Origin of the sequence: Fodinibius salicampi (genome assembly GCF_039545095.1) — a bacterium.
GTDB lineage: Bacteria > Bacteroidota > Rhodothermia > Balneolales > Balneolaceae > Fodinibius > Fodinibius salicampi.
Genome location: NZ_BAABRS010000001.1, coordinates 1220583 through 1243574, shown reverse-complemented (window position 1 = coordinate 1243574; position 22992 = coordinate 1220583). Strand labels below are relative to the sequence as shown.

Annotated in this window: 18 protein-coding genes and 1 tRNA gene; all 19 read left to right on the top strand. The window is 43.6% G+C overall.

Annotated features, from left to right (window positions below; translation table 11 throughout):
* The first annotated feature begins 48 nt into the window (after positions 1-48).
* The 19 genes from murQ to ABEB05_RS04985 all read left to right on the top strand — a co-directional run bounded on the left by murQ (position 49) and on the right by ABEB05_RS04985 (position 22406).
* Entirely contained in the window at positions 49-978 is a 930-nt protein-coding gene (gene murQ, locus ABEB05_RS05075; RefSeq protein ID WP_265788095.1) for an N-acetylmuramic acid 6-phosphate etherase, read from the top strand.
* Between the two features lie 9 nt (positions 979-987).
* Positions 988-1704 (top strand): lysophospholipid acyltransferase family protein, encoded by a 717-nt coding sequence (locus ABEB05_RS05070; RefSeq protein WP_265788093.1) that lies wholly within the window; start codon positions 988-990, stop codon positions 1702-1704.
* A gap of 25 nt (positions 1705-1729) precedes the next feature.
* Positions 1730-2422 carry an energy transducer TonB gene (locus ABEB05_RS05065; RefSeq protein WP_265788092.1) on the top strand — a complete coding sequence of 231 codons (693 nt, stop codon included), beginning with the start codon at positions 1730-1732 and terminating at the stop codon, positions 2420-2422.
* Positions 2423-2488: 66 nt separating this feature from the next.
* Positions 2489-2579: transfer RNA gene (locus ABEB05_RS05060), tRNA-Ser, on the top strand.
* A gap of 472 nt (positions 2580-3051) precedes the next feature.
* Positions 3052-3450 carry a hypothetical protein gene (locus ABEB05_RS05055; protein WP_265788091.1) on the top strand — a complete coding sequence of 133 codons (399 nt, stop codon included), beginning with the start codon at positions 3052-3054 and terminating at the stop codon, positions 3448-3450.
* A gap of 436 nt (positions 3451-3886) precedes the next feature.
* Complete coding sequence (locus ABEB05_RS05050) at positions 3887-4966, top strand: BF3164 family lipoprotein (RefSeq protein WP_265788090.1); 1080 nt, start codon at positions 3887-3889, stop codon at positions 4964-4966.
* Positions 4967-5232: 266 nt separating this feature from the next.
* Positions 5233-6378 (top strand): 6-bladed beta-propeller, encoded by a 1146-nt coding sequence (locus ABEB05_RS05045; RefSeq protein ID WP_265788089.1) that lies wholly within the window; start codon positions 5233-5235, stop codon positions 6376-6378.
* Between the two features lie 103 nt (positions 6379-6481).
* Positions 6482-7159 (top strand): transposase, encoded by a 678-nt coding sequence (locus ABEB05_RS05040; protein ID WP_265788087.1) that lies wholly within the window; start codon positions 6482-6484, stop codon positions 7157-7159.
* 64 nt (positions 7160-7223) lie between these two features.
* A complete protein-coding gene (locus ABEB05_RS05035) occupies positions 7224-7388 on the top strand; it encodes a DUF8066 domain-containing protein (RefSeq protein ID WP_265788085.1) in 165 nt (54 codons plus the stop codon).
* A gap of 178 nt (positions 7389-7566) precedes the next feature.
* The gene (locus ABEB05_RS05030; RefSeq protein WP_265788083.1) at positions 7567-10617 is read left to right on the top strand and encodes an efflux RND transporter permease subunit; all 3051 of its coding nucleotides are present in this window, start codon (positions 7567-7569) and stop codon (positions 10615-10617) included.
* 1255 nt (positions 10618-11872) lie between these two features.
* Positions 11873-13120 (top strand): 6-bladed beta-propeller, encoded by a 1248-nt coding sequence (locus ABEB05_RS05025; RefSeq protein WP_265788081.1) that lies wholly within the window; start codon positions 11873-11875, stop codon positions 13118-13120.
* A 52-nt stretch (positions 13121-13172) separates the two neighbouring features.
* The gene (locus ABEB05_RS05020; RefSeq protein ID WP_265788079.1) at positions 13173-14327 is read left to right on the top strand and encodes a 6-bladed beta-propeller; all 1155 of its coding nucleotides are present in this window, start codon (positions 13173-13175) and stop codon (positions 14325-14327) included.
* A 10-nt stretch (positions 14328-14337) separates the two neighbouring features.
* A complete protein-coding gene (locus ABEB05_RS05015) occupies positions 14338-15699 on the top strand; it encodes a hypothetical protein (RefSeq protein WP_265788077.1) in 1362 nt (453 codons plus the stop codon).
* 59 nt (positions 15700-15758) lie between these two features.
* Complete coding sequence (locus ABEB05_RS05010; RefSeq protein ID WP_265788075.1) at positions 15759-16913, top strand: 6-bladed beta-propeller; 1155 nt, start codon at positions 15759-15761, stop codon at positions 16911-16913.
* A gap of 113 nt (positions 16914-17026) precedes the next feature.
* Positions 17027-17173, top strand: coding sequence for a hypothetical protein (locus tag ABEB05_RS05005; RefSeq protein ID WP_265788073.1), 147 nt, complete (start codon positions 17027-17029; stop codon positions 17171-17173).
* 20 nt (positions 17174-17193) lie between these two features.
* On the top strand, positions 17194-18453 hold the full coding sequence (locus tag ABEB05_RS05000; protein ID WP_265788071.1) for a 6-bladed beta-propeller: 1260 nt from the start codon (positions 17194-17196) through the stop codon (positions 18451-18453).
* A gap of 102 nt (positions 18454-18555) precedes the next feature.
* Positions 18556-19770 (top strand): 6-bladed beta-propeller, encoded by a 1215-nt coding sequence (locus tag ABEB05_RS04995; RefSeq protein ID WP_265788069.1) that lies wholly within the window; start codon positions 18556-18558, stop codon positions 19768-19770.
* A gap of 59 nt (positions 19771-19829) precedes the next feature.
* Positions 19830-20909: a 6-bladed beta-propeller gene (locus ABEB05_RS04990; protein ID WP_265788067.1), complete on the top strand. Its 1080-nt coding sequence runs from the start codon at positions 19830-19832 to the stop codon at positions 20907-20909.
* A gap of 252 nt (positions 20910-21161) precedes the next feature.
* Positions 21162-22406 (top strand): 6-bladed beta-propeller, encoded by a 1245-nt coding sequence (locus ABEB05_RS04985; RefSeq protein ID WP_265788065.1) that lies wholly within the window; start codon positions 21162-21164, stop codon positions 22404-22406.
* Positions 22407-22992: the final 586 nt, after the last annotated feature.

Here is a 22992-nt window from a genome sequence, read left to right as displayed (position 1 = left end):
TTGTTACCTTGCATAGGAGTTAGCACAATCATCTAAACGCTTCCTAAAGTGGAAAAGAATAAGCAACAATTATTTTCTCAGCTAAAAGAGTTGGATACGGAACAGCGAAATCCCAATACGCAGGCCATTGACCTGGCTGATTCCCATGAAATTGCACGTCTTATCAATGCAGAAGACCAAAAAGTAGCTCAAGAGGTAGAAAAAAAACTCCCGGCCATTGCCGAAGCCATTGATTTAGTAAAGGAAGCCTTTGAGAATAGTGGTCGACTGATTTATGCTGGTGCCGGAACCAGCGGTCGGCTGGGCGTTTTGGATGCGGCCGAGTGTCCGCCAACATTTGGTACCGATCCCGGACAGGTTATTGGCCTGATTGCCGGGGGAAAAGAGGCGATGTTTGAGGCCCAGGAGGGAGCCGAGGATTACGAATCCAACGGGAGAGAAGCCCTGCGGGAAATCAATTTACAAGCAGAAGACATTGTCTGTGGACTTGCAGCCAGCGGACGCACTCCCTATGTGCACGGGGCCCTGAAGGAGGCCAAAGAAACCGGCTGCCATACGCTGTTTGTGACGACTGTACCCGCTTCACAAATAACCATTGAGGTGGATGTACTGCTCGACATCCCCGTGGGTCCTGAAGCGATTATGGGGAGCACCCGCATGAAAAGCGCCACGGCCCAAAAAATGGTGCTCAATATGCTAACCACCGGGGCGATGATCCGCAAGGGCAAAGTGTACGAGAATGTGATGGTAGACCTGCAGCTATCGAATCAAAAGCTGGAAGAGCGCTCCAAACGTATTATCATGATGTTTACGGATGCCGATTACGAAGAGGCCGGCCGGTGGCTGGAACAGGCCGACGGACATGTTAAGACGGCCCTCGTAATGGCGCTTACTGGTTTGGGTAAGTCCGAGGCCCGGGAGAAATTGCAGCAGAAAGATGGTTTTATACGTAGAGTACTGCAGGAAATAAACAGGTAAATACAGATAATGAAAACGATTTTCAGTATTTTCATTTGGATATACTGGGCGATATGTATCATCAGTTGCTTTCTGGTGGTCACCATAAGTTATCTGTTAACCTTGCCTTTTGACCGCTTTAACCGGGTTCCCAATAAAGCAATACGGGGACTTGCATGGGCAATGATGAAGCTGAACCCCTGGTGGTCAATTCGAATAAAGGGGGCTGATATCCAAAAGATTAATCAGCCTACCATTGTCATAGCCAATCACCAGAGCTTCCTGGATTTGCCGCTGCTATACCATTTGCCGTGGACGATGAGATGGGTAGCAAAAAAAGAGCTATTCCAGATTCCAATTTTTGGGTGGATGGTCTACATGAGCGGACAGATTGCTATCGATCGCAGGAGCATGAGTTCCGCGAAGAAAATTGATACCCTGGTAGCGCCCGTACAGGCCGGAATACCGGCTATGATTTTTCCCGAAGGAACGCGAAGTCCCGACGGAGAGATTCAGTCATTTAAAAACGGGGCTTTTAAACTAGCCCAAAAATATAATTTTAATATCCTGCCGGTCGTTTTGAAAGGAGGCCATGAAGCCATGCCGCCCGGTAGCTGGAAGGTATCGCCACAGCAGGAATTCAGGATATCCATTCTGGACCCTATGAAGAGTGGGGATTACGATTCTGTTGCTGATATGAAACAAGAAGCCTATTCTTTAATGAATGATGAGCTGAAATCGTTATAGTACGTATACTTAACAGAGAGCATCTTTGACAAAAGACCCGAAATATAACAGCAGGGAACGGTTTTATTACCGGCTTCGTATAATGATGTCCATCATCTTGGCCCAGCTATTGATCATTGGGATTATCAAATTTTGGCCCGCCCAGCCGTTACCCGATGATCGGTTTTCCGCCAGCGATCTGCAGGAAGATGCTATTACATTTGAGGAGGCCATCATTACGCGACAGTCCAGCAGTCCGCCCCCGCCACCTCAGCCGACTGCGCCCATTCCCGAGCCGACCGATGAAATAATTGAGGAAGAACTCACGGAGCTCGATGATATTGAATATTCAGAAAATCCAGACCCTCTTTCCGAATCCAGGATAGGAGAGCAGGGGGAGGAAGAAGGTCCTGTTGCTGGAAATCCACAGCAACCACCCCGGGTGACGCGCATCGTAGAAGCCACCGCCACAGAATCGGCCCGCAGGGCCAATATCAAAGCCGAAATTATGGTACAATTTCTGGTGGATCGGGATGGCAATGTTGAGGAGGCCAACATCCTGGAAATCCGTTTATATGGAAATGGAGGCTCCGGGAACTATAAGATTGTGGACAGCATCGGATACGGACTGGAAGAGGAGACCCGTGAAGCCGCCTTGCAGTGGAAATTTCAGCCCGCCCGGGAAGGGGGAGAGCCGGTGCGCGCCTATTCTGAACAGGTGTTTACCTTTGGGTTTTGATCTGCTTTTTTTCTGCTATAAACGTTGCGAACCCCTGAAAAATAGCCTATATTTGCGATCTTCTTTGGAGGGGTGGCCGAGCGGTCGAAGGCGCACGCTTGGAAAGCGTGTGTATCCCAACCGGATACCGGGGGTTCGAATCCCCCTCCCTCCGCCACAGGCACAATTGGAGCATTCCGATTGTGCCTTTTTTGTTTACAGTATATCCCGTCCAGTAAAGCGTCAGGACTTAGCACGACCAGAATAGTACAATAGTTAGGTTTGTATTTTTTGATTAGCAATCTCACTCCGTTCCCGACAGTAGTTGTAATACTGATTCGTAATGTCAGTAGTGCCGACTCCTAGTGCCAGTGACGCTGACTCCCGGTGTCAGTGACACTGACTGGCAGTGTTAACGGCAATGACTCCTGGTGATAGTATCACTAACTCCTGGTGTTAACAGCACTGGCTCCCAGTGTCAATGGTACTAACTTCAGGTGATAGGGCTGTTCTCATCATAAGGGTACGGTTACGACCATAGGGGAGTCGTTATGGTGCTACGGTTACTGGAAGGGAAAGACAGCCTGACCGGAGGGGAGAGGCACTGTTTGTGATACTACTATTCCTTCCCGGGATGGTATTTTGTGACCATGTGCACCCACAACCGGGTATGCCTGTTCGGGGAGATCAACGATGGAAATATGGTGTTAAATGAATGGGGAAGGATTGCACGCGGACAATGGTTGGAAACGGAATCCATCCGCGATAATGTGATATTGGATGCATTTGTGATCATGCCCAATCACGTGCATGGCATTATACAGATCACCCATTCCAATAGAAATACTGAGGTGGATAATGATGGACCGTATGATGTTGGGGCGTATCGCAATACGCCCCAACAAAACGATTCGCCCCAACAAAATCGAAATACGCCCCAACAAAATCAAAATACTCACCTACATCATACACCCATAACCATCAACCCGGATTCTGTTCCCCGCTCAAAACATTGGGGGCCATTGTACGGGGCTATAAATCGGCAGTAACCACCCGGATTAATAAAAAACAAAACAACCCCGGTCAGAAGGTATGGCAGCGCAATTATTACGATCATATTATCCGTGATAAAAAATCCCTGGAACGAATCCATCATGATATTACCAATTATCCAGAGGAAGGGGTTATTTCTTTATTTATCGACTTCAATATACTACTAAAATAATTGATGGACTTGCTATTTTCATAATTTGCAGGTAAATATAGGGATATTAGTACTGAGGTAGGATTTATTGGTGATGTGAAATGCAGGTCACCAGTACTTAAGTTGTCCGGATCCTATAAAAATCAGGAGATCTCTAAATAAAGGAGGGATTTGAATATTAAATATTATAGATCACAGATAATATTTATGTAAGTCGCAGGACATAAGTGAGGTGTACTAATTACTGCAAAAAAATTACCACTACAAAAATAATTTCTAAAATGAAACTTCATCAAGGTTTTTTTATTCTCCTGCTAATTTTAAGTGCCTGTTCTTTTAATGAAAAAGACAAATTTAACGGAGAAGTAGTCAATAATTTTGGTCCCGCCATAGAACTGGAGGGGACGCGCGTATTCGAAAATGAAATGGGGGTTATGTACCTCAAGCGGATTGATTCGTTGATGGTTATCAGCACAATGAACGAACCTTATCTCCAAATTTACGATAAGGATCAGAATTTTATTGGTAGTTTGGGAAAAGAAGGACGGGGGCCGGGTGAATTCGGCCAGCCTCCGATGATTGTAGATGGTATTCAATCGGAGTCAGGGTTAACAATATTTGCCTATGACCGACCGACGCTGACATTGAATAGCATTGATTTAACGGCTTCGATAGATTCGAACAAGGTAATCATCAACAGGAAATATGAGCTACCAAAAGAGCTAACAGGAACAGGGGCTGATGATATCTTTTATGTAGACAGCACCATGATTACAGGGGTGTATGACGATCGTTTTTCAAAGCAGCTGGATGAAAAACGGGGAGGATTCTATTATTATCCGAAATCGGGGGAATTTGAGACTTTTTCTTTATATAATCTCAGGATAGAGCCCTATGAAATGAACCCGGCATCAAATTTAAACGCCCGAATAACGACTATCTCTCCTGACCGCAATAAGATCGCCTCTCTTATGGTGCATTATCCGGGGTTAGAAGTTGTTCATCTGGATTCTACTGCTGACCCTTCTCGTTATTTATTGGCAGATGCTCCCCCGAAACACACCTTTGATCTGGAGGATTTCAAAGAAGATAAAATTATGACGTATTATAAATCTATCTATTCAACCGATCGGCACTTATACCTCTTATATGCAGGAATACAAGAGGAAGACTTTTATAATTCGCATGAAACACGTATTCAAGTGTTAGATTGGGATGCTAATCCGATCCGGGAATTCAAAATACCAGCGAAATATAGTTTAGATATGGTTATGGTAGATGAGGAGGATCAAAGATTTTATGGTTGGGATAATACGGAAAACGATGCTGTTTATAAGTTTGATTATGGAGATGTACAATGAAGAAATAATAACTTTCTATGCCTTTAAGTGAGAGGAAACAATTGCCCTGTAAGAGATTTGGAACCCATATTTTTAATTTGTTAGCTGTATCCTTTCATCTGCTATAAAACCGGGAGTTGTTAATTTATCTCCATTCTACTATAATACTCGTATAGTAACCAAAACTTCATCAGATACCTTTGCTGCTAAAACGCCTAATAACGGTATTTACGCTTAGCGTTTTTCTATTAATGACTTTAATATCATGTGAGAATAATAAAGTAAGAGTGAGCCATCCTACTGAAGAGAATATCCCCAAGAGAGATGAAATTGTTTCTGCTCCTTCATTTAAAGACTTGCCGGATGATACCAGTATCTTCTCAATTAAAGATATTGATGAGCTTTTAGATAGGGAACCAGTTGGTAGTATAGATGAGGGAAATAAAGCGGGCTTATTTTCAATAAAAGATGTAGCAATTGACTCCCACGGACATATATTCATTTTACCGTATCAACAAAAAACTATAAAGGTTTTTAGTAGAAAAGGTTCTTTTATCTCTGATATTGGAAAGGAAGGTCGGGGACCTGGAGAATTTTTATATCCAACGGCAATTGATACTGATCAAAAAGGGAACTTGTATGTATTGGACCGTACAGAGATTGATGTATTTAAATATTCTGAGAATCAATTTACGTATTCCAGGCCCTTTGAACATGGCTTAAGTCATATTGTAGATTTGTGTACATTCAGGGAGTCAATTTTTGTGTCAGGTTATACCGTAAGGAGACCTGATTCTGCCAGTGGTGAAGAAAGAGGGGGTAGTGTATTGAATATATCCAACCCTATTCATCAATTTAACTCAACCAATGGCAAGCCCCTCAACACATTCGGGAAGATATATCAGTCAAATTCACAATGGCCGGTCTTTTCTGGGAGATTGTCGGATACCAAATTAGCTTGCAATGAAAGCACAGATACTATTGTAGGTGTCTTTACCAATTTTCCCTTTGTGCGCGGCTATCAACCTGATGGAAAGATAAAATGGACTTCAGTCGTTGATGATTATAGATATAAGCCCATCATAGAAGAGGGTATGAAGGCAAAGGCTTCAATAAGATACCCGTCCAGTAAGGAACCATTTAACGAAATCACACATTTTACCTCTACAAATAAAAAATATGTTTTTCTGCAAATTGAGAACAGGATTGCAATGCCGAATAAAAAACGTTCGAAATTGCAAGAAGATCTGAAAAAAATTCACCCTCAAATTAATACGTTTTTGATTGATGGTGATACCGGAGAGATGACTAAATTTTCTAATAACATCGGTCATATTTATGTATGGAAAGATAACATCAAGGTTATTAAAACCTTTGATGGTTCCAATAACAATTTTTTAAACGATGGTAATGAGCCGGTAAATATTTATTGAACAATGCTTTGAGTTCCTTCGATTTGGATACCTGCTGCTAGAGGGAAGGTCATCCCAACCAGTTTTAGAAAGATGGGACCGAGCACTAGTAGCATATCACCCTGTGGGTGATGATCAGGAGACAACTAAGAAAGAGATTGTAATGGGGTATAATCCCAAAAAATACAATCGCCGTACGACACGGCTGAAGGGATACGACTATTCATCCTTGGGACGGTATTTTGTGACCATGTGCACCCACAATCGGTTGTGCCTGTTCGGGGAGATCAACGATGGAAATATGGTGTTAAATGAATGGGGGCAAATCGCCCGTAACCAATGGTTGGAAACGGAATCCATCCGGGATAATGTGGCATTGGATGCATTTGTGATTATGCCCAACCACGTACACGGAATTATACGGATCACCCATTCCGATAGAAATACCGGTTCCGGTACGTATTATTCCGCAGGGGCGTATTGCAATACGCCCCTGCGGCGGGATGCACCCCATTATGATCGCAATACGCCCCCATCAAATAACAATGTCAGCCACCAAGGTGAATTTCGTTCCCCATCCAAAACATTGGGGGCGATCGTGCGGGGATATAAATCGGAGGTAACTGCCCAAATCAATAGAAAAAGATCCCTGGCCAGAAGGTATGGCAGCGCAATTATTACGAATGTATTATTAGTGATATACATTCACTGGAACGAATTCGATATTATATTATCAACAATCCCGTCCAATGGGAGAACGATCGAAATAATCCGGGAATATTTTTTAATATTTGCTAAATAGTTATAATGAAATCCGCTTTAAGATTTTCCCGACACCGAAAACGTAACTCAGAAATATTTTTAAAATGATTCAACACTTTACCGGATTAGCTATACTTTCATCGTTCATTTACCTTCTTGTGGTTGGAGTGGTTCTATGGTTTATCTATCGTTTTGTTATAGCCCATGAGTCAATGGCAGAAAGTCTGAAGAAGATAGAACGACAGTTTCGAAAAGGAAATAAAGAGTAGTTAAGTTATAGTTATGCGATTAAAAGAATGATCATCCTATGAGGCTATGAGGGAGATTTTTTGACGCTTACTGCTTGGTAGATATATAGATTCCAATTTGAATATAACTTCCAATTGCAAATAATCGACCATTCTACTATAATACTCGTATAGTAACTGTAAACTTCATCAGATACCTTTGCTGCTAAAACGCCCCATAACCGCATTCATGCTCATCCTGGCGACGCTCATCTTCGGGACGATCGCCCTGAGCGAGCTATCCGTAAATCTGTTACCGGAGGTGGATTCGCCTACACTCATGGTGCGTACGGACTGGAGCGGCGCGGCTCCGCGTGAGATTGAGCAGCGCATCAACGAGCCGATGGAAGCGGTACTCAGTACAGTGAAGGGACTTGAAAACGTTCACGGCTTTGCGCGCCAGGGGCAGAGTATTATTTCACTGCGGTTCAAATGGGGACAAAATATGGATTTGTCCTTTCTGAATGTCCGCGAAAAGCTGGATCAAATTCGATTTAGCCTGCCCGAGCAGGCCGACCGTCCCCAGCTGGTACAGAATACCGCGTCCGACGAACCCATTGCCGTATTGGGGATTACCAGTCTGAATGAGAGCAATCCCGATTTTAATACCCGTCTCAACCTGAAGCGGTGGACCGAGCAGGTGCTTTCCCGCCGTCTGGAGCAGGCCGACGGCATCGCCCAGACCGTGATGGTGGGGGCCGTAGAACCGGAGGTCCAGATTCGCTTTCGTCCCGAGGCCCTGAACCTTTATGGTGTTTCCCTTAGCGAGGTAGAAAGCCTGGTCTCACAGGCCAACCTTTTTACCGCCACCGGGGAGCTGCGCGAGGGCTGGTACCGCTATTCCCTGAAAATTCAGAGTCGAATACAGTCGATAGAAGATGTGAAGGATGTCCCGCTGAAAACACTGGGTACGGGACGGGTCCTGAAGCTCAGTGATGTAGCAGAGGTACGACTGGACGAGGCCGATCCCACTTCCTTTTCGCTGGTGGATGACCATGAAGTGCTGAGCGTGCTGGTCAAGAAAGAGTACGGGTCCAACACCGTGGAAGCCTATGATACCCTGCTTCCACTGCTGGAGGAATTACGGAGCCAAAATACCAATATCGGCATCACCGTACTTGAGGAGAATGCCAGCTTTATACGCAATGCCATTAACAACCTGTTGCAGACCCTGCTGTACGGTGCGCTGCTGGCTTTTATCATTCTTTTCCTCTTTCTGGACAACTGGCGTACTCCGTTTACTATTGGCGTGGCCATTCCGGTCAGTATCTTTCTCACCTTCTTTGTGATGTTCATCTCCGACATTCAGCTTAATATTGTATCTCTCAGCGGACTTACTCTTGGCATCGGACTGTTAGTGGATAATGCCATTATCGTGCTGGAGAACATCAACCGGCATCGTTCGGGAACGGACTCAATTTTTGAAGCCGCAGATCTGGGGACGCGGGAGATTGCCTTGGCCGTGACCGCTTCTACACTAACCACCATTTCCGTTTTTCTGCCACTGATATTCTTAGGCGGCTTCGAAGGGGCCTTTTTTCGTGACCAGGCATGGACGCTCTCCATTAGCCTGCTGGCCTCACTCGGTGTGGCCCTGATGATTTTGCCGGTGCTGATCACCCAGTTTCAGAAAAAGGGAGAGGAAAAATCAGCTATGTTTGGCTTTAACCGCTTTTTTGACCGGATGCGTGATCGTTACGAGCAAAGTCTGCAGTGGGCCCTCCGCCGTAAAGCCCTGTTTTTAGGAGTGATGTCGGTGTTACTAGTCGCAGCGATCTATCTTTTTATGCTGGTTCACAAGAGTGTGCTGCCCGAGACCGAACCCCAACAGCTGCGTTACCAGGTACGGTTGCCGGGCAATACCTCCCTTTACGCCACGCAGGAATCGGCGGAAAGTCTCATCAACAGATTAAGCAGTGTAAAGCAGGAGGGGCAGTCCATCCGGGTATTGGGAGGCTATACCGATCAGACAAACCTTTCGAACCTCTCCGACGAGGGACTCAATAAATTTACGATGAGCATTCCGGTGGATGGATACGATATGGCCGATCGGGTGCGGGAAGAGATGGAGGACTACTTCCAACAGCAGCCGGGATGGACCGCCCAGCCTCTTGCGGTACAGAACGCTATGGATGTATTGCCGTCCGCTAGTCAACCGCCGGTACTTTTTCGGTTGGTGGATGAGGACAGGAAGCAGAGCGAACGACTTGCGGGTCGACTGCAGGAAAAGCTCCGGTCAGCGGGATTGGATATCGCCCTTGCCAAGCAGTATGAGCAGGAGCTAGACACCTATCAGCTTCGGTTTAGGACCCAGAACCTACTGCAGCTGGGCATTGACGAGAGGGAAGTAATTCAATACCTGGAATCACTCACCCGCGGAAGCTGGATTACCGACTGGAATCGTCAGGATGAAAACGTTCCCATCCGCCTGGTAGGGTATGACCGGCAGATCTATGAGCCTGAAAATATTGTGCTGAATCTGAACGACCGGAAGGTCCCGCTAACGAGACTGGCTTCCATTGAACGTACCTCCGAACCAGAGCAGCTGGAACGGGTTAACCAGACGCCCGTGCTCAGTTATATGGGAGATATCGGGTTTACTGACTGGTGGTGGTATGGCAATGACGTACGTCGGGCGCTCACCGATTTTGCCCGTGAAACCGGAACGGATGTAAAAATGGGGGGTGCCGTTATGGGTATTGCCTCTCTGTTGTCGGACATGGGCTTGTTGCTGCTCATCAGCGTGGTGATTATCTATATTATTTTGTCAGTGCAGTTCGAGAGCTTACGTCACCCGCTCATTATTTTGGCCGCGGTACCTTTTGCGTGGGTAGGCTCGGTCTTTATTTTATGGATAACCGGCATCAGCCTTAATGCGTTATCTTTTATGGGAATCCTGATCCTGACTGGTATCGCCGTCAATGACTCCATCCTGAAAGTAGATTTTATGCGACGCTACTTCGCCGATACCGGCGACCTGCACCAGGCGATTACGCAGGCGGGGCTGCACCGGTTTCGTCCTGTTGTTATGACCAGTCTCACTACTATCTTCGGACTTATCCCGATGCTGCTGCCCTTTGGAGACGGATATGCATTTCGCCAGTCGCTGGCCCTGGCCCTGATGGGGGGTATGGTGACCAGTACTCTGTTGACGCTTTATTTGGTGCCAATTATTTTCCAATGGGTAGAAGGGAAGAAAATTAAGAATTAGGAATGGGTTAATTGGGAATTGGGACATCTGGAAAATTCATCCCTTATAAAGGGTCGGAAGGCGGTTGAATAAAACGGTTGAGCAACTGCTTCACCCCTCCGTTTGTCTAACTTTTCAGGCCGACTGGATAAATTGTTGCTGCTGTTCCTTGCGTCTACGCTAAAAGGTTATTGTTCCTTTTTGTGTGGACAAAAACGAACCCAAAAAACCACCGGCGATGAAAATGTTGCTGTCGTTTAGGAGCCTTCGTTAAAATCATTTAAAACTCCTCCCTGCCGGTCGTCAGACAAAAATGATTTTTTAACACTACGGCCCCTGCACTTTTACCAGCAACATATTCAAAGGCCGGAAGGATAGGTCATGCTGAAAGCGACAGAGTCCATCCGGGACCATTTCTGTATGAGGAGGGGCTGGCTGTAGCCGTGATCAACGTATAGGGATGAAGTCAGCACCGAGGAGTTAAATGGTCCTAGATCTTTTGATTACTTTTCCATCAATGGGAAAAGTAATAAGGAAAGAAGGGTTAAATTATTCCCTTATTGTCAAAGTTCTCCCGCCTAACGACTCAACAATGCCAAAAGGCGGGAAAGAATTAAGGTGCAACTTCATTTGAAGAAAGACCTTTCAATAAATCAAATAATAGTGTCCACTTTTTTGTCACCAAAAAATAGACGAAAAAAGTGCTTGCCCTTGGAATCCTCATAGGCGGCCCTCGGGGACATCGAAGGATTTCACAAGGGCAGACTCATTCTCTATTCAAGGCGAGAGGGGATTTTTTGGGGTACTATTTCAAACCGCCGGCCTTAGCAGGTGAGGCGTGAAAAGGGAGCGGGAGGTACGAAAGAGAAATAAATGGGGAACGCCAGGATAAAAGCAGGGGACGCTCCCGAGCTATCCCCTTGTTGGGGCTACCTAACAAACAATATCTTCATTTATTTCCGTACCGAGTGATCCCGAACGCCAAAGCCGGTTCGCCGGTCGTTTTTGTAGCACTTTTGGCGACCAAAAGTGCTATGTGAAATGTCAAAAGACGACAAAGAATAAGGGAAAGGAATAAAGATGCCGAATATCAAATAAAGTAATAGTATTCCACACTTTTATAAGAATAAACCGAATCGGTTTCTCAGTATATGTCTTTTTTTAAGGCCAGGCTTGAAAAAAGGATAGGGCGTTCTGATATGCCCGGCAGCAACTTGCGGGATTGACAATATTTATCTACTATAGGAGTAGTAAATTTATAAAAAGGGATGGCATCGTGAGACTGTTAAAAACCGGGCTACTCTTTATAGCCTTGCTCATAGGTTGTTCAGAAGAAAAATCTTCCCAAACATCTGCCGCTGAAGGAGCAGATATCCCTGATCATATAAAAAAACTGGACAGCCTGAAGGTCTATTCCCCGGATACCCAGGAATATGATACCGTCACCTTTAAACAAGAACAGGTCCTTGAGAGCAATGAAGAAGTGTTTATTAAAGGATATATCGGTGAAACAGCAGTAGATAATCAAGGTCGTATTTTTATTGTAGGATCTGTACCGGGTACTCTTGGAATTTATGTCTTTAATCCAGACGGTAGTCACTTGACGACATTCAGCCGCTTTGGCCGGGGACCGGGAGAGTTTGAAGCGATCGGTTCACTGGATATCAGAAATAAAAAGCTGTTTGTCTTTGACCCGAGGCTGCAAAAGTTTTCGGTCTTTTCATTGGAGGATTTTTCTCTCCTTGATGAAGAATTAATTCAACGGGATAAAGTACAGCATGAAGATACGCTGGCGTACCGGCTAAAAGGCGACGAGCTGCATGCAACAAATGATGGGAACCTCTTATTAAAACAACGTAACTTAGCATTAAACAAAGAAGCAGACATTCCAACGGTGTTATACAGCCGGGTTTCTAATGAGGGAGAATTAATGCCCGGACGAGTCCTGGAGCTGGAGCGATTTCGCTTTTATTTCCCTGACACCGAGAGAAGTTCAGAGGGGTATATAAGGATGCCCAGAACGATGCCTTTTGGACGAAGTTCCCTGGTAGCGATCTCGGATGACGGACCAATCTATACCGCCTGGACCGAAGATATTTTAATTAAAGTCCATGATGAAGATGGAAACTATCAGCGAGCTATTTACTACCCGTACGATAATAGTTCCCTTACATTGTCTGAGGCAAAATTAAGTGAGTCGAAAATGGATTTAATCAGTGAAAATAAGGGTCAAGTGCCCGACAGCTGGCCGGCGCTGCATGCCATAGAGGTCGACGATGAAAACCGGCTGTGGGTATTTTCCATTACCGACAGCGATAGTACTTACGAGGGTTGGGTTTTGGAAGAGGACGGGGAGCTGATAGCCAAATTTAGCTGGCCGGGCGAACGGTCTCAGAGAAGTGTTATGGGCTCTTCATATGAGGTAATTGTCAAAGATGGATATTTGTATAGCCACCACCAAAATATGGATGCAGGGATAGATCGTATTGTGAAATACCGCATTGAATTTGAGGAGAGGCAATAGTTATAGGCCAGAACCAAAATGCAGTCAAGTCCAACAAAACAAGTCAGTAAACATGAATAATAACATAACCTTTGTCACTGGATGGTTTCTGATGGCCTGTATTTTAATATTGTCGGGCTGCACAGAAGAAGCCCCTAATATCCCGAAAACCGAAAGCGAGACCTTAAATGCCCTACTGGAGTCGGCACCGAACTCCATTGTTCCGGTTGTTGAACTCCCGGTAGATACCTTTTACGCCGAGCCGGATCATGTGATGGCCGATAGCAGTGTTGACTCATTGTCTCCATCAGGCCGTCTGGGACGAGTAGCAGGATTGATAAAAATAGGGGACAGCTTATATGTGGCCGATGGACAGCAAAATTGTATCTGGGTTATCGACCAGAAAGGGACGATCTGTCGGAAAATAGGCCGCAGCGGTCATGGTCCGGGCGAATATGGTGATTTAGGTGGTTTGATGAAAAACAGGAAACATGTCTTCACCGCTGATATCTCTAATTCCCGTATACAAAAGTTTGATCAAAAGATTAATCTTCAAACAACATTCAATCATGTTGTTTACGGTAATGCCTTTACGACTGATAAATTGATGAGTGCAACGGATTCCCTGCTGTATCTTTCAACCGGAGCGATGAGCCAAACGGAAGATTTGATCTCTTTTTACCAGACAGCACCGTCCTTTGATTCCCTGGGGACCTTTCACCCGCGACTGATTCCCGGTGGGATGCAACCGGGAGCCTACAATAATTATAGCATGGATACAAACAGTCGGGGCGAGGTAGCCGTTTCATATACAGGCCTGCCATATATCTTTCTATATGATAGCGCTCATCAACTGCAGCATGCGATCTATGTACGGTTCCCCGAAAAGGATCTACCCGACAATCCGCCAGTGAAGCCCGTCGATAAACCAGCACGAACGGCATCGGAGGCTATTGGGGTAAAGTGGCTGATCGGCCAAGTGAATTTGACGGGAGACGGGGATTTATATTTTTCTCATGGCAGTAAACTTTATCATTTGAGTTATCACAGTGGTGATAATGAATACCAAGCGGAATGGGTAAAATTCTTCACCTATAGTGATCCCAAAATTCGTGAAGAACGGCCTTATGGCATTCATGTTTCTAGTTTTATTATCGATCAGGATGAAAGCCAGGTCTACTTCGGGTCCATCTTTGAGGAGCATATCTACCAGTTTTATTTAGAATAAGAGGATAAACATGAACTACTTTACAGCCCGGAAACTAATGAAAACACTACAGCTGGTATGTTTGGAATATCCAAAGTATCTGCTACTTCTGATAGTATGTGTGGGGCTAAGTATCAATCCATTACAAGCGCAGGATTATTGGAGATTCAGTAACGTGCAGTATGACGGGGAGTATTTCTACGCCGTTGCAGACGACCATTACCAAGTGGTAAAGTTGGATAAGGACGGGAACGTCTTAGCATCTTTTGGGCAAAAGGGAAGGGGACCGGGAGAGTTTTTGACCGACGGATTAGATTTGGCGCTCATCGACACCGCCTTATATGTACTGGATAACCGGGCATTGCATATTACCACCCTGGATAAAACCACATTTCTGAGCATAGAACGGAAAAAACTAAAGAAGTCAGCTTCTCATATAATAAATTATAGCGGCATCCCCTATGGATTCGTAATGGATTTTGAAGAAACAAATCCTTTTGAAACAGGGGTGATGATTGAAGCATTTCGTCCCGTTGACAAGCTTGAAGATCCCGGCGCATCATTGTTTAATATCCGGGATGAGAGCCCCATGAACCCGTTTTATGATTCCGAAGCAATATATGCCTCCGGGGATTTTATTCTTATTACACGAGAGGGAATAAACAGATTTGTTCTTTTCAATGGCGATTCGTTGTATAAGCGGCGTATTCCCGGGGTGGAAGAATTAGCGTTAGGAAGGGAAATTACCAAGAATACCAATTCCTTAGAACGGCCGATTGCAAAAATTTTCTGGAAGGAAAAAATCATGCCGGAGTATATACTCATTACATCGGCTTATCTTGAAGACCACATGCTGTACGTGCAGGTGCATTCCTATAAACTAGGGGATGTACTTATTTCCTATAACATCCAAACCGATCGTTTCCGGGAACGAGGTGCGTTGTCGAATGGAGAACTTCTGGCTGTTGATGGAGATACCGTTTATACGATGGATGGGACAGATATACAAACAACCTTATTATCAGATATCGGTTCATGTAGAGATGAGATGGTGTCCTTTTATTTTGGACAGGGCGTTTTTGAAGAGGACTGTACCCGGTGCCAGGAATCACTGTTGAAATGGTACGACTATGCCCGGGAAAATAATATTCCGATACAGTTAGTGCTGGAAGACGATTCCTGGTTTGGAGCAAAAGAGGTTAATGCCCAAACGCTCGGTAATATTAAGGCATGGGACCTGTGGGGAGCAGTCAGCTATAAAAAAGGATGTGATGATTGTTTTGAAACTTCGATTTCAGCAAGGATATCGTCGGATCATAAAACAAGTGAGTTTTACTCCTTGCCGGCTCCGCTACCTTCATTCAAAGAAGAATTGCAGTGTATGCAGGAATAAGTTTGTTACTCTGAGTATCAAAAGAAGATGGATAAGTCTAACAAAACAAGTCAGTAAACATGAATAATAACATACCCTTTGTCGCTGGATGGTTTCTGATGGCCTGTATTTTGATATTGTCGGGCTGCACAGAACATGCACCCCAAATTCCGAAAACTGAAAGCGAGACCTTAAATGCCCTGCTGGAATCGGCCCCGAACTCCATTGTCCCGCTGGCTGAGCTCCCGATAGATACCTTTTACGCCGAACCAGAACATGTGATGGCCGATAGCAGCGTAGATTCATTGTCTCCATCAGGTCGATTGGGACGAGTAGCGGGATTGATAAAAATAGGGGACAGCTTATATGTGGCCGATGGACAGCAGAACTGTATTTGGGTTATCGACCAGAAAGGGACGATCTGTCGGAAAATAGGCCGCAGTGGCCGGGGTCCGGGTGAATACAGCGATCTAATTGGATTGATGAGAAATACAGATCATATTTTTACCGCCGATATTTCGAATGCCCGCATACAGATATTTGATTACAGTTTTAATCTTCAAACAACGTTCAATCGGGTAATTTACGGTACTGCACTAACGGGTACCAAATCAATGAGTATTACAGATTCCTTATTGTATCTTTCAACTGGGGCGATGAACCCTACGGAAGATTTGATCTCTTTTTACCAGGCAGCACCGCCCTTTGATTCTTCGGGGAGCTTTCATCCGCGCCTGATTCCCGGTGGGATGCAACCGGGAGCCTACAATAATTATAGCATGGATACAAACAGTCGGGGCGAGGTAGCTGTTTCATATACAGGCCTTCCGTATATCTTTCTATATGATAATAGTCATCAACTATATCATGTGATCTATGTGAAGGTCCCCGAAAAAGATTTACCCGACAATCCGCCGTTGAAGCCGGTCGATAAACCAGCACGAACAGCTTCGGAGTCTATTGGGGTGAAGGGACTGATCGGGAAATCTTTTCTGACAGAGAATGGTGATTTATATTTTTCTCATGGCAGTAAACTTTATCATTTGAGTTATCACAGTGATGAAAAAGAATATCAAGCGGAATGGGTAAAATTCTTCACCTACAATGATCCCAAAATTCGTGAAGAACGGCCTTATGGCATTAATGTTTCTAATTTTATTATCGATCAGGATGAAAACCAGGTCTATTTTGGGTCCATCTTTGAGGAGTACATTTACCGGTTTGATTTAGAATAGGATATAAAATATAACAGATCATCATTGTAATTAAGCTTTATATATGCCTTTAAAAGAGCACAAGTTGATTCGGATGAAGTCCATATTCAGGATGTTTGCAGCATTAGATTTTTATGGAAACGGATTCGGAAGCCGTGAGTTATTTCAACGCTCCTCATGAACTCAGTCAGCTAACAATGTGGGACGAAAAGATATATGGCATAGACTTTAAACACGACGGTCACTACCCGTTGATGTATATAGACTTAATTATTCATTAATCAGGCTTTGAGGAGGGAAGATGAAAATCCTAAAAATAATAGCATATGTCAGCGTTTATGGTTGCTTATTAGTTATCATTGGGTGCTCTACCCATCAAAAAGATAGACAAAAGCAGACGCATAAAGCAGATCGTTTGGATATTCCACAACATATCCAAGCCCTTGACAGTCTTACTGTATATTCACTGGATAAGGAGTTGACAGATACCATTCGATTTGAAAAGGAGGCCATGTTTACGGATAGTGTTGGTATCGGATCAATGGGGACTGTGGCCGTAGATGAACAAGGCCGGGTTTATATTGCGGAAGGAGGAATAAAAAGTAACAGGCAAACAATTCATGTTTTTGAACCTGACGGCAGCCATATATCGACTATGGGAAGAGCGGGAGCAGGTCCCGGGGAATTTCAAATACTTTCTGACATTCAGATACAGTCAAATCATTTGTACGCCTATGACTATAAGTTACAAAGGATAAATGTTTTTTCGCTCAGATCTCTTTCTTCCACTGGTACGGTAAAATTGAATCCTCAAAGTTGGGATAATATCGAAGAGCTAAGCGGATACAACCCAGATCAGGGCCATTATTTTGTCAGAAATGATAGTACTTTTTTATTTGGATTTGCCGAACCCCTGCGACCTGATAATCCAAACAACCGATATCGTCGATATTATCTTCTGGATTGGGAAGGAAATATTATTTCTGATCAAATATTTAAGGAAAAAGATGTCAATTTACATCAGGGGACGGGTATGCCCGGTCCTCAGTTGGCAAAGTCACCTACTTTGCCATTTCACCGGAATGCATTGATGGTGAGTTCAACCGATGGTCATATATTTTCGGCCTGGACGGAGGAATTTCTAATTAAAAAGTACGATCCTGCGGGAAAATACCTTGAGGCATTTTACTATCCTTATACCAGAAGTGCATTAAGGGAAGAGGACATTCTTGCCCGCTATAAAAACTATTCCCGGCGGATGAAGCAAGCCGTTCATAATACCGAATTTCCAAAAACCTGGCCTGCCTTACACTACATGCTACTGGATGATGAAAATCGACTGTGGGTGTGTACCATTTCAGACGATTCAGATTACTACCGATGGTGGGTTATGGATGAGAATGGAAAGCCAATGGGAATATTCAAGTGGCCCGGAAGACGTTTGTTCAGGAATACCGAAGAAAGAAGAATTAAAGTTATTAAAGATGGGTATCTGTATGCCGTCAAAACGAATGAGGAAACAGGAGTCCAGCAGTTGATAAAATACCGCATCCAAATGTAATAGGACGACTTGCTAAGTGAGAAAAGTTTGAATTAATTACAGTTAATTAGCGGGATTGGGATTTGATCTGTTACGATATGAATCCATTGATAAATAGAACCCATGGGAAACTATTCTAAAATAAAAAAGGGGATTTATTGCGCCGCGCTTTTACTGGTATTCGGCTGTACCTCAGAACCGGAGGTTGAGGTTCCCGAGCATGTCAAGGATTTGGATAATTTGACGGTTTATTCAACGGATCCTCAGCCAGCGAGGAAGATTCAATTAGAACGCGAGCAAACGTTTGGAAGTAGAGAGGAAATATTAGTTGGAAGGATGGGCGATATAGCCGTTGATAGTTCGGGACGAGTTTTTATTGCAGATGTACAAAACCAGTCCATTCATGTCTTTCATCCCGATGGTCGGTTTATAACTCAACTTGGACGAGAAGGTCGGGGACCCAGTGAATTTGGTTTTATTAAAAGCTTGCAGATCCGTAAGAATCGTTTATATGTCTATGATTTTAATCAATATAAAGTAAGTGTGTTTACGCTCGATACCCTGGCCGGTGATCAAACAATTTTACTTGCCCAGAACAGGGGAAAATATCGGGCACTGGATCGAGCTTATCCCAGTATAGACCAATTATATGTAAGAAATAACAATACCTATCTTGCCAAATTTAAATCGGATAGCTCTAAAACAAATAAAATATGGCAAAATTTTGAAATTAAAGGCTTGTTTTACCTGTTGGATAGCACCGGAAAAATAGCATCAGAGAAGCTACTTGATCTTAAGGTAGCTACAGGGACTAATGTTGGGACATCTTCATCGTCCGCGATATTAGGTTATCACGTGGAAGACTTTTTTGGAAATGCATTGCCGGTCCTTTCAAGTGACAATGGGATTTATTTGGCAGAACCGGACCTTTTTTTGATTAAAGCATATAGCCCGAATGGAGTCTATGAGCATGCGTTTTATTATCCACATAAGAAAATATCTTTAACGCGAAAATCCGCTATTGAAGCTGAAGTTCCGGATATATATATCAAAAGCATGCAATCAATGGACCTCCCGCAAACATGGCCGGTTCTTACGGAAATGAAAATCGATGATCAAGACCGGCTCTGGATCGCCACGACAGTAGAAAATATGAATGTTTATGAATGGTGGGTACTTGACGCCACTGATGGGAGCCTGCTGGCCCGTTTTACTTGGCCTCGGGATAAACCTATCGAAGCAGTAAAAGATGGAAAACTGTACACCCGGGAAACCAAAGAAGAGACCGGCCTGGAGGAGATTGTGCGCTATAACGTCGAAATAATAGAAAATAAATGATTTCTCATGGAGAAAAATAAAATGGTAAAAAGGTGGATTAGTTATGCTTTACTTAGCTCATGAAAATTATTACTACGATGATTAAATACTTGAATGTTTGTTTATTGATCTTTCTTGTCAATTGCTCTACTGAGAAGGAGGAGAAAAATATATCTTTTAACGAAAAAAAAGTCGAGGAAGTCTCAATTCTTTTAAATGCAGATACTACCAATGAGATTGCCAGTCCTGCATGGATAAAATCAGTATCTGACGGTTTCCTCCTTTATGATGCGGGAATTGACGAAATTGCTAAATTTAATCTTTACGGACAAAAGTCGTTTTCTTTTGGTAGCTCGGGCAGAGGTCCGGGGGAATTTCAGAGCATAGGTGAGTTCTGGAAGTTCGATAACATTTTTCTTGTATATGATATTAACGGCCAAAAATTAATTACGTATGATTATGCTGGAAATCTAATCAAAGATATACCCTTGGGCTTCGTTGATTTTCCGGGTATGCCATCAGGGATAGAAGCCATAAATTCACGTCAATTTGTTATGCCCTCCGGTGGAAAGGATGGTTCTCTTTTAACATTAGTAGATATAGAATCCGAAAGCAAAAAGTATGTCGGAGATGCGGTGAGTGAAAAGTATATGGTTACTCAGTCTCCAGATGAAAGGCGTCAGGCTATATATTCAGGTAATATCCCGGCTATATATAAAAATAATGTTTTATTAAGCAGTAATGAATCAGGGTTTTTCTCATTCCAGCAAACAACAGCCATATTAGAGAAGTATTCTCATTCAGGGGCATTGTTATGGCAAAAGAATTTAAAAGTCCCTGCGATTGATGGGTTATTTGAAGATTTATTTGAGGAAAACAAATCGCGAATAGATAGTGGAGAATTCCTTTTGCAGTTTGCATATGCTTTTGGCATTTCGGCAAACAATAAAGGAGTAGGTGTTTTACTTAATGTTCGAGAAAATCGTCCTGTAACTATAGCTTGGGTTCCCAATGATGGTGAAGAATTAACTGTTATTACTTTTCGGGATCTTGAAAACCCTTCTCCGGTACCCCTTAGATTTGCGATATCTGAAGATTCCGATATCTTTTTTTCAAGTACACTTGAGGGTGTGATTTACAGGGCGGAATGGCCTTTATAAATTATAATAAATCTTAGATTATTTGCTTCACGCATCTATTTAGCGCCATGTTCTCACATTTATAAATATATGGTTTGCAGTATTGGACAACAATATAGTTCCACCAACGGCAATGTCTGTCAAAGACGATACCGTTTATGTTACCTCTGGGGTTACAGGGTACATTTACCGCTTTCCTCTAAAGGAAATTTTCAAGATCAACCAATAAGGGATAAAATGGAACAACAAAATTTAAACCAAGGGAAAATAAGGATGGAAAAATGTAAAAGAGAAATATCACATAGTCGTTTTTGGATATGGGTTGCTTGTCTGGCTGTAATATATAGCTGTGCGGCGGAAAAAGACGTTGAGATTCCTGAACATGTAGAAGACCTCGATAACCTGACGGTGCATTCCCCGGATATGGAACCGACCCGGGAGATTGTATTGGAAGAGGAGGTTACTTATGAGGACGCAGAAGTGATACGCGGAAGCATTTTGATAAATGTAGAGGTAGATGAGCAGGGAAGGGTCTATATTCCCGACTATCAGGCGAAAGTCGTTCATGCTTATAATGCTGATGGATCATATCTCGATAGTATTGGGCGGCAAGGCCGGGGACCGGGAGAGTTCCAGATGATTTGGAAGATCAGAGTTGCTAATGGCAACCTGCATGTACTGGATTATATGTATCAGAAAATGTCGGTATTTGACCTTCAAGCGATGGATCATATTCGAGATGTATCTCTTTCTCTTAACGAAGAAACGGATGCTCCTCCATCTTGGCTAGACCAGACCCGCAAAAAAAAGCTGTCTTACAAACCCATTGATTTCTATGTCCGTTCAGACGGCAATTATTTGATATTTTTTGGTGATGAGGCAGTCAGTTCGGTGGTGGATAATGTGGAAGGACGTACTTACGAAGTATCACTGTATGATTTCTTAGAGAAAAAATACCTGAAGCATGATCTCCTTTCTTTTGCGTGGACAGGACAAACACTTATAGATCAAGAGGGAGAAACTGTAATGTTTAGGGTACCCTATAAACGGAGTTCTCGATTCGCCTATTCGGGGAAAGAGCTGATACATGGATGGACGGAAGATCTGCATTTCAAGACATATAATGAAGAGGGACAATATCAGCGGGCTTTTTTCCATCCGGATCCTGAAATTCCCCTGGAGTTGGAAGATGCGCTAGCCCGGTATCAAAATTCAGACGAAAACGTAGTAAAAGCTATACGAAATGACACGCTTCCCGAAACCTGGCCGGCCTTCAACACAATAAAACCGGATGATGAGCATCGTCTATGGGTTTCTGTCTATACCGATGACCTGGAGATGTATGAATGGTGGGTGCTGGATGCTGAAAATGGAGAATTGCTGACCCGATTCGAATGGCCGAAGGAAAAACAGATCGAAGTGATAAAAAGTGGCAAGCTCTATACTCGCGAGAGGGATAAAGAGACCGGGCTGGAAGAGGTTGTGCGGTACGATATTAAACTGGGAGAGCAGGAGTAAAGAAGATAATCTTAAAAGTTTATGCATTTGCCTTGCCATTAGTAGTTGTATAAGGTATCCATCCAACAAGGATAATTTTTTCTCAATAATTACTAAATGGAGAATTGATTTTATGAAAAGTCATATATATTACTATTTTGGTAGTAATAAAGCGTTCCGCGGATAGCTTTTTTAGTTCTGGATAAAATTTTAATTGATCATACCTTACCAATATGGAAACGAACCATTGGTTTTCACAAATGAATTGTTCTTTAATTCTTATCCGCCTTTTGGCATTGCCCCAAAAGGCTCGTAAAAGCTCTAGGACCATTTAACTCCTCAGGGTGGACAACGCCCGGAAACGTTGATTCCCGCTCCGGGCCACCCTTCGTCACACAGAAATGGTCCGGGGTGGGCTGTGTCGCTTTCAAAATTGCCCATCCGGCCTTTGAATATGTTGCTGGTAAAAGTGCATGGGCCGTAGTGTTAAAAAATCATTTTTGTTTGACGACCAACGGGAGGAGTTTTAAATGATTTTAACGAAGGCCCCTAAACGACAGCAACATTTTCATCGCCGGTGGTTTTTTGGGTTCGTTTTTGTTCACAC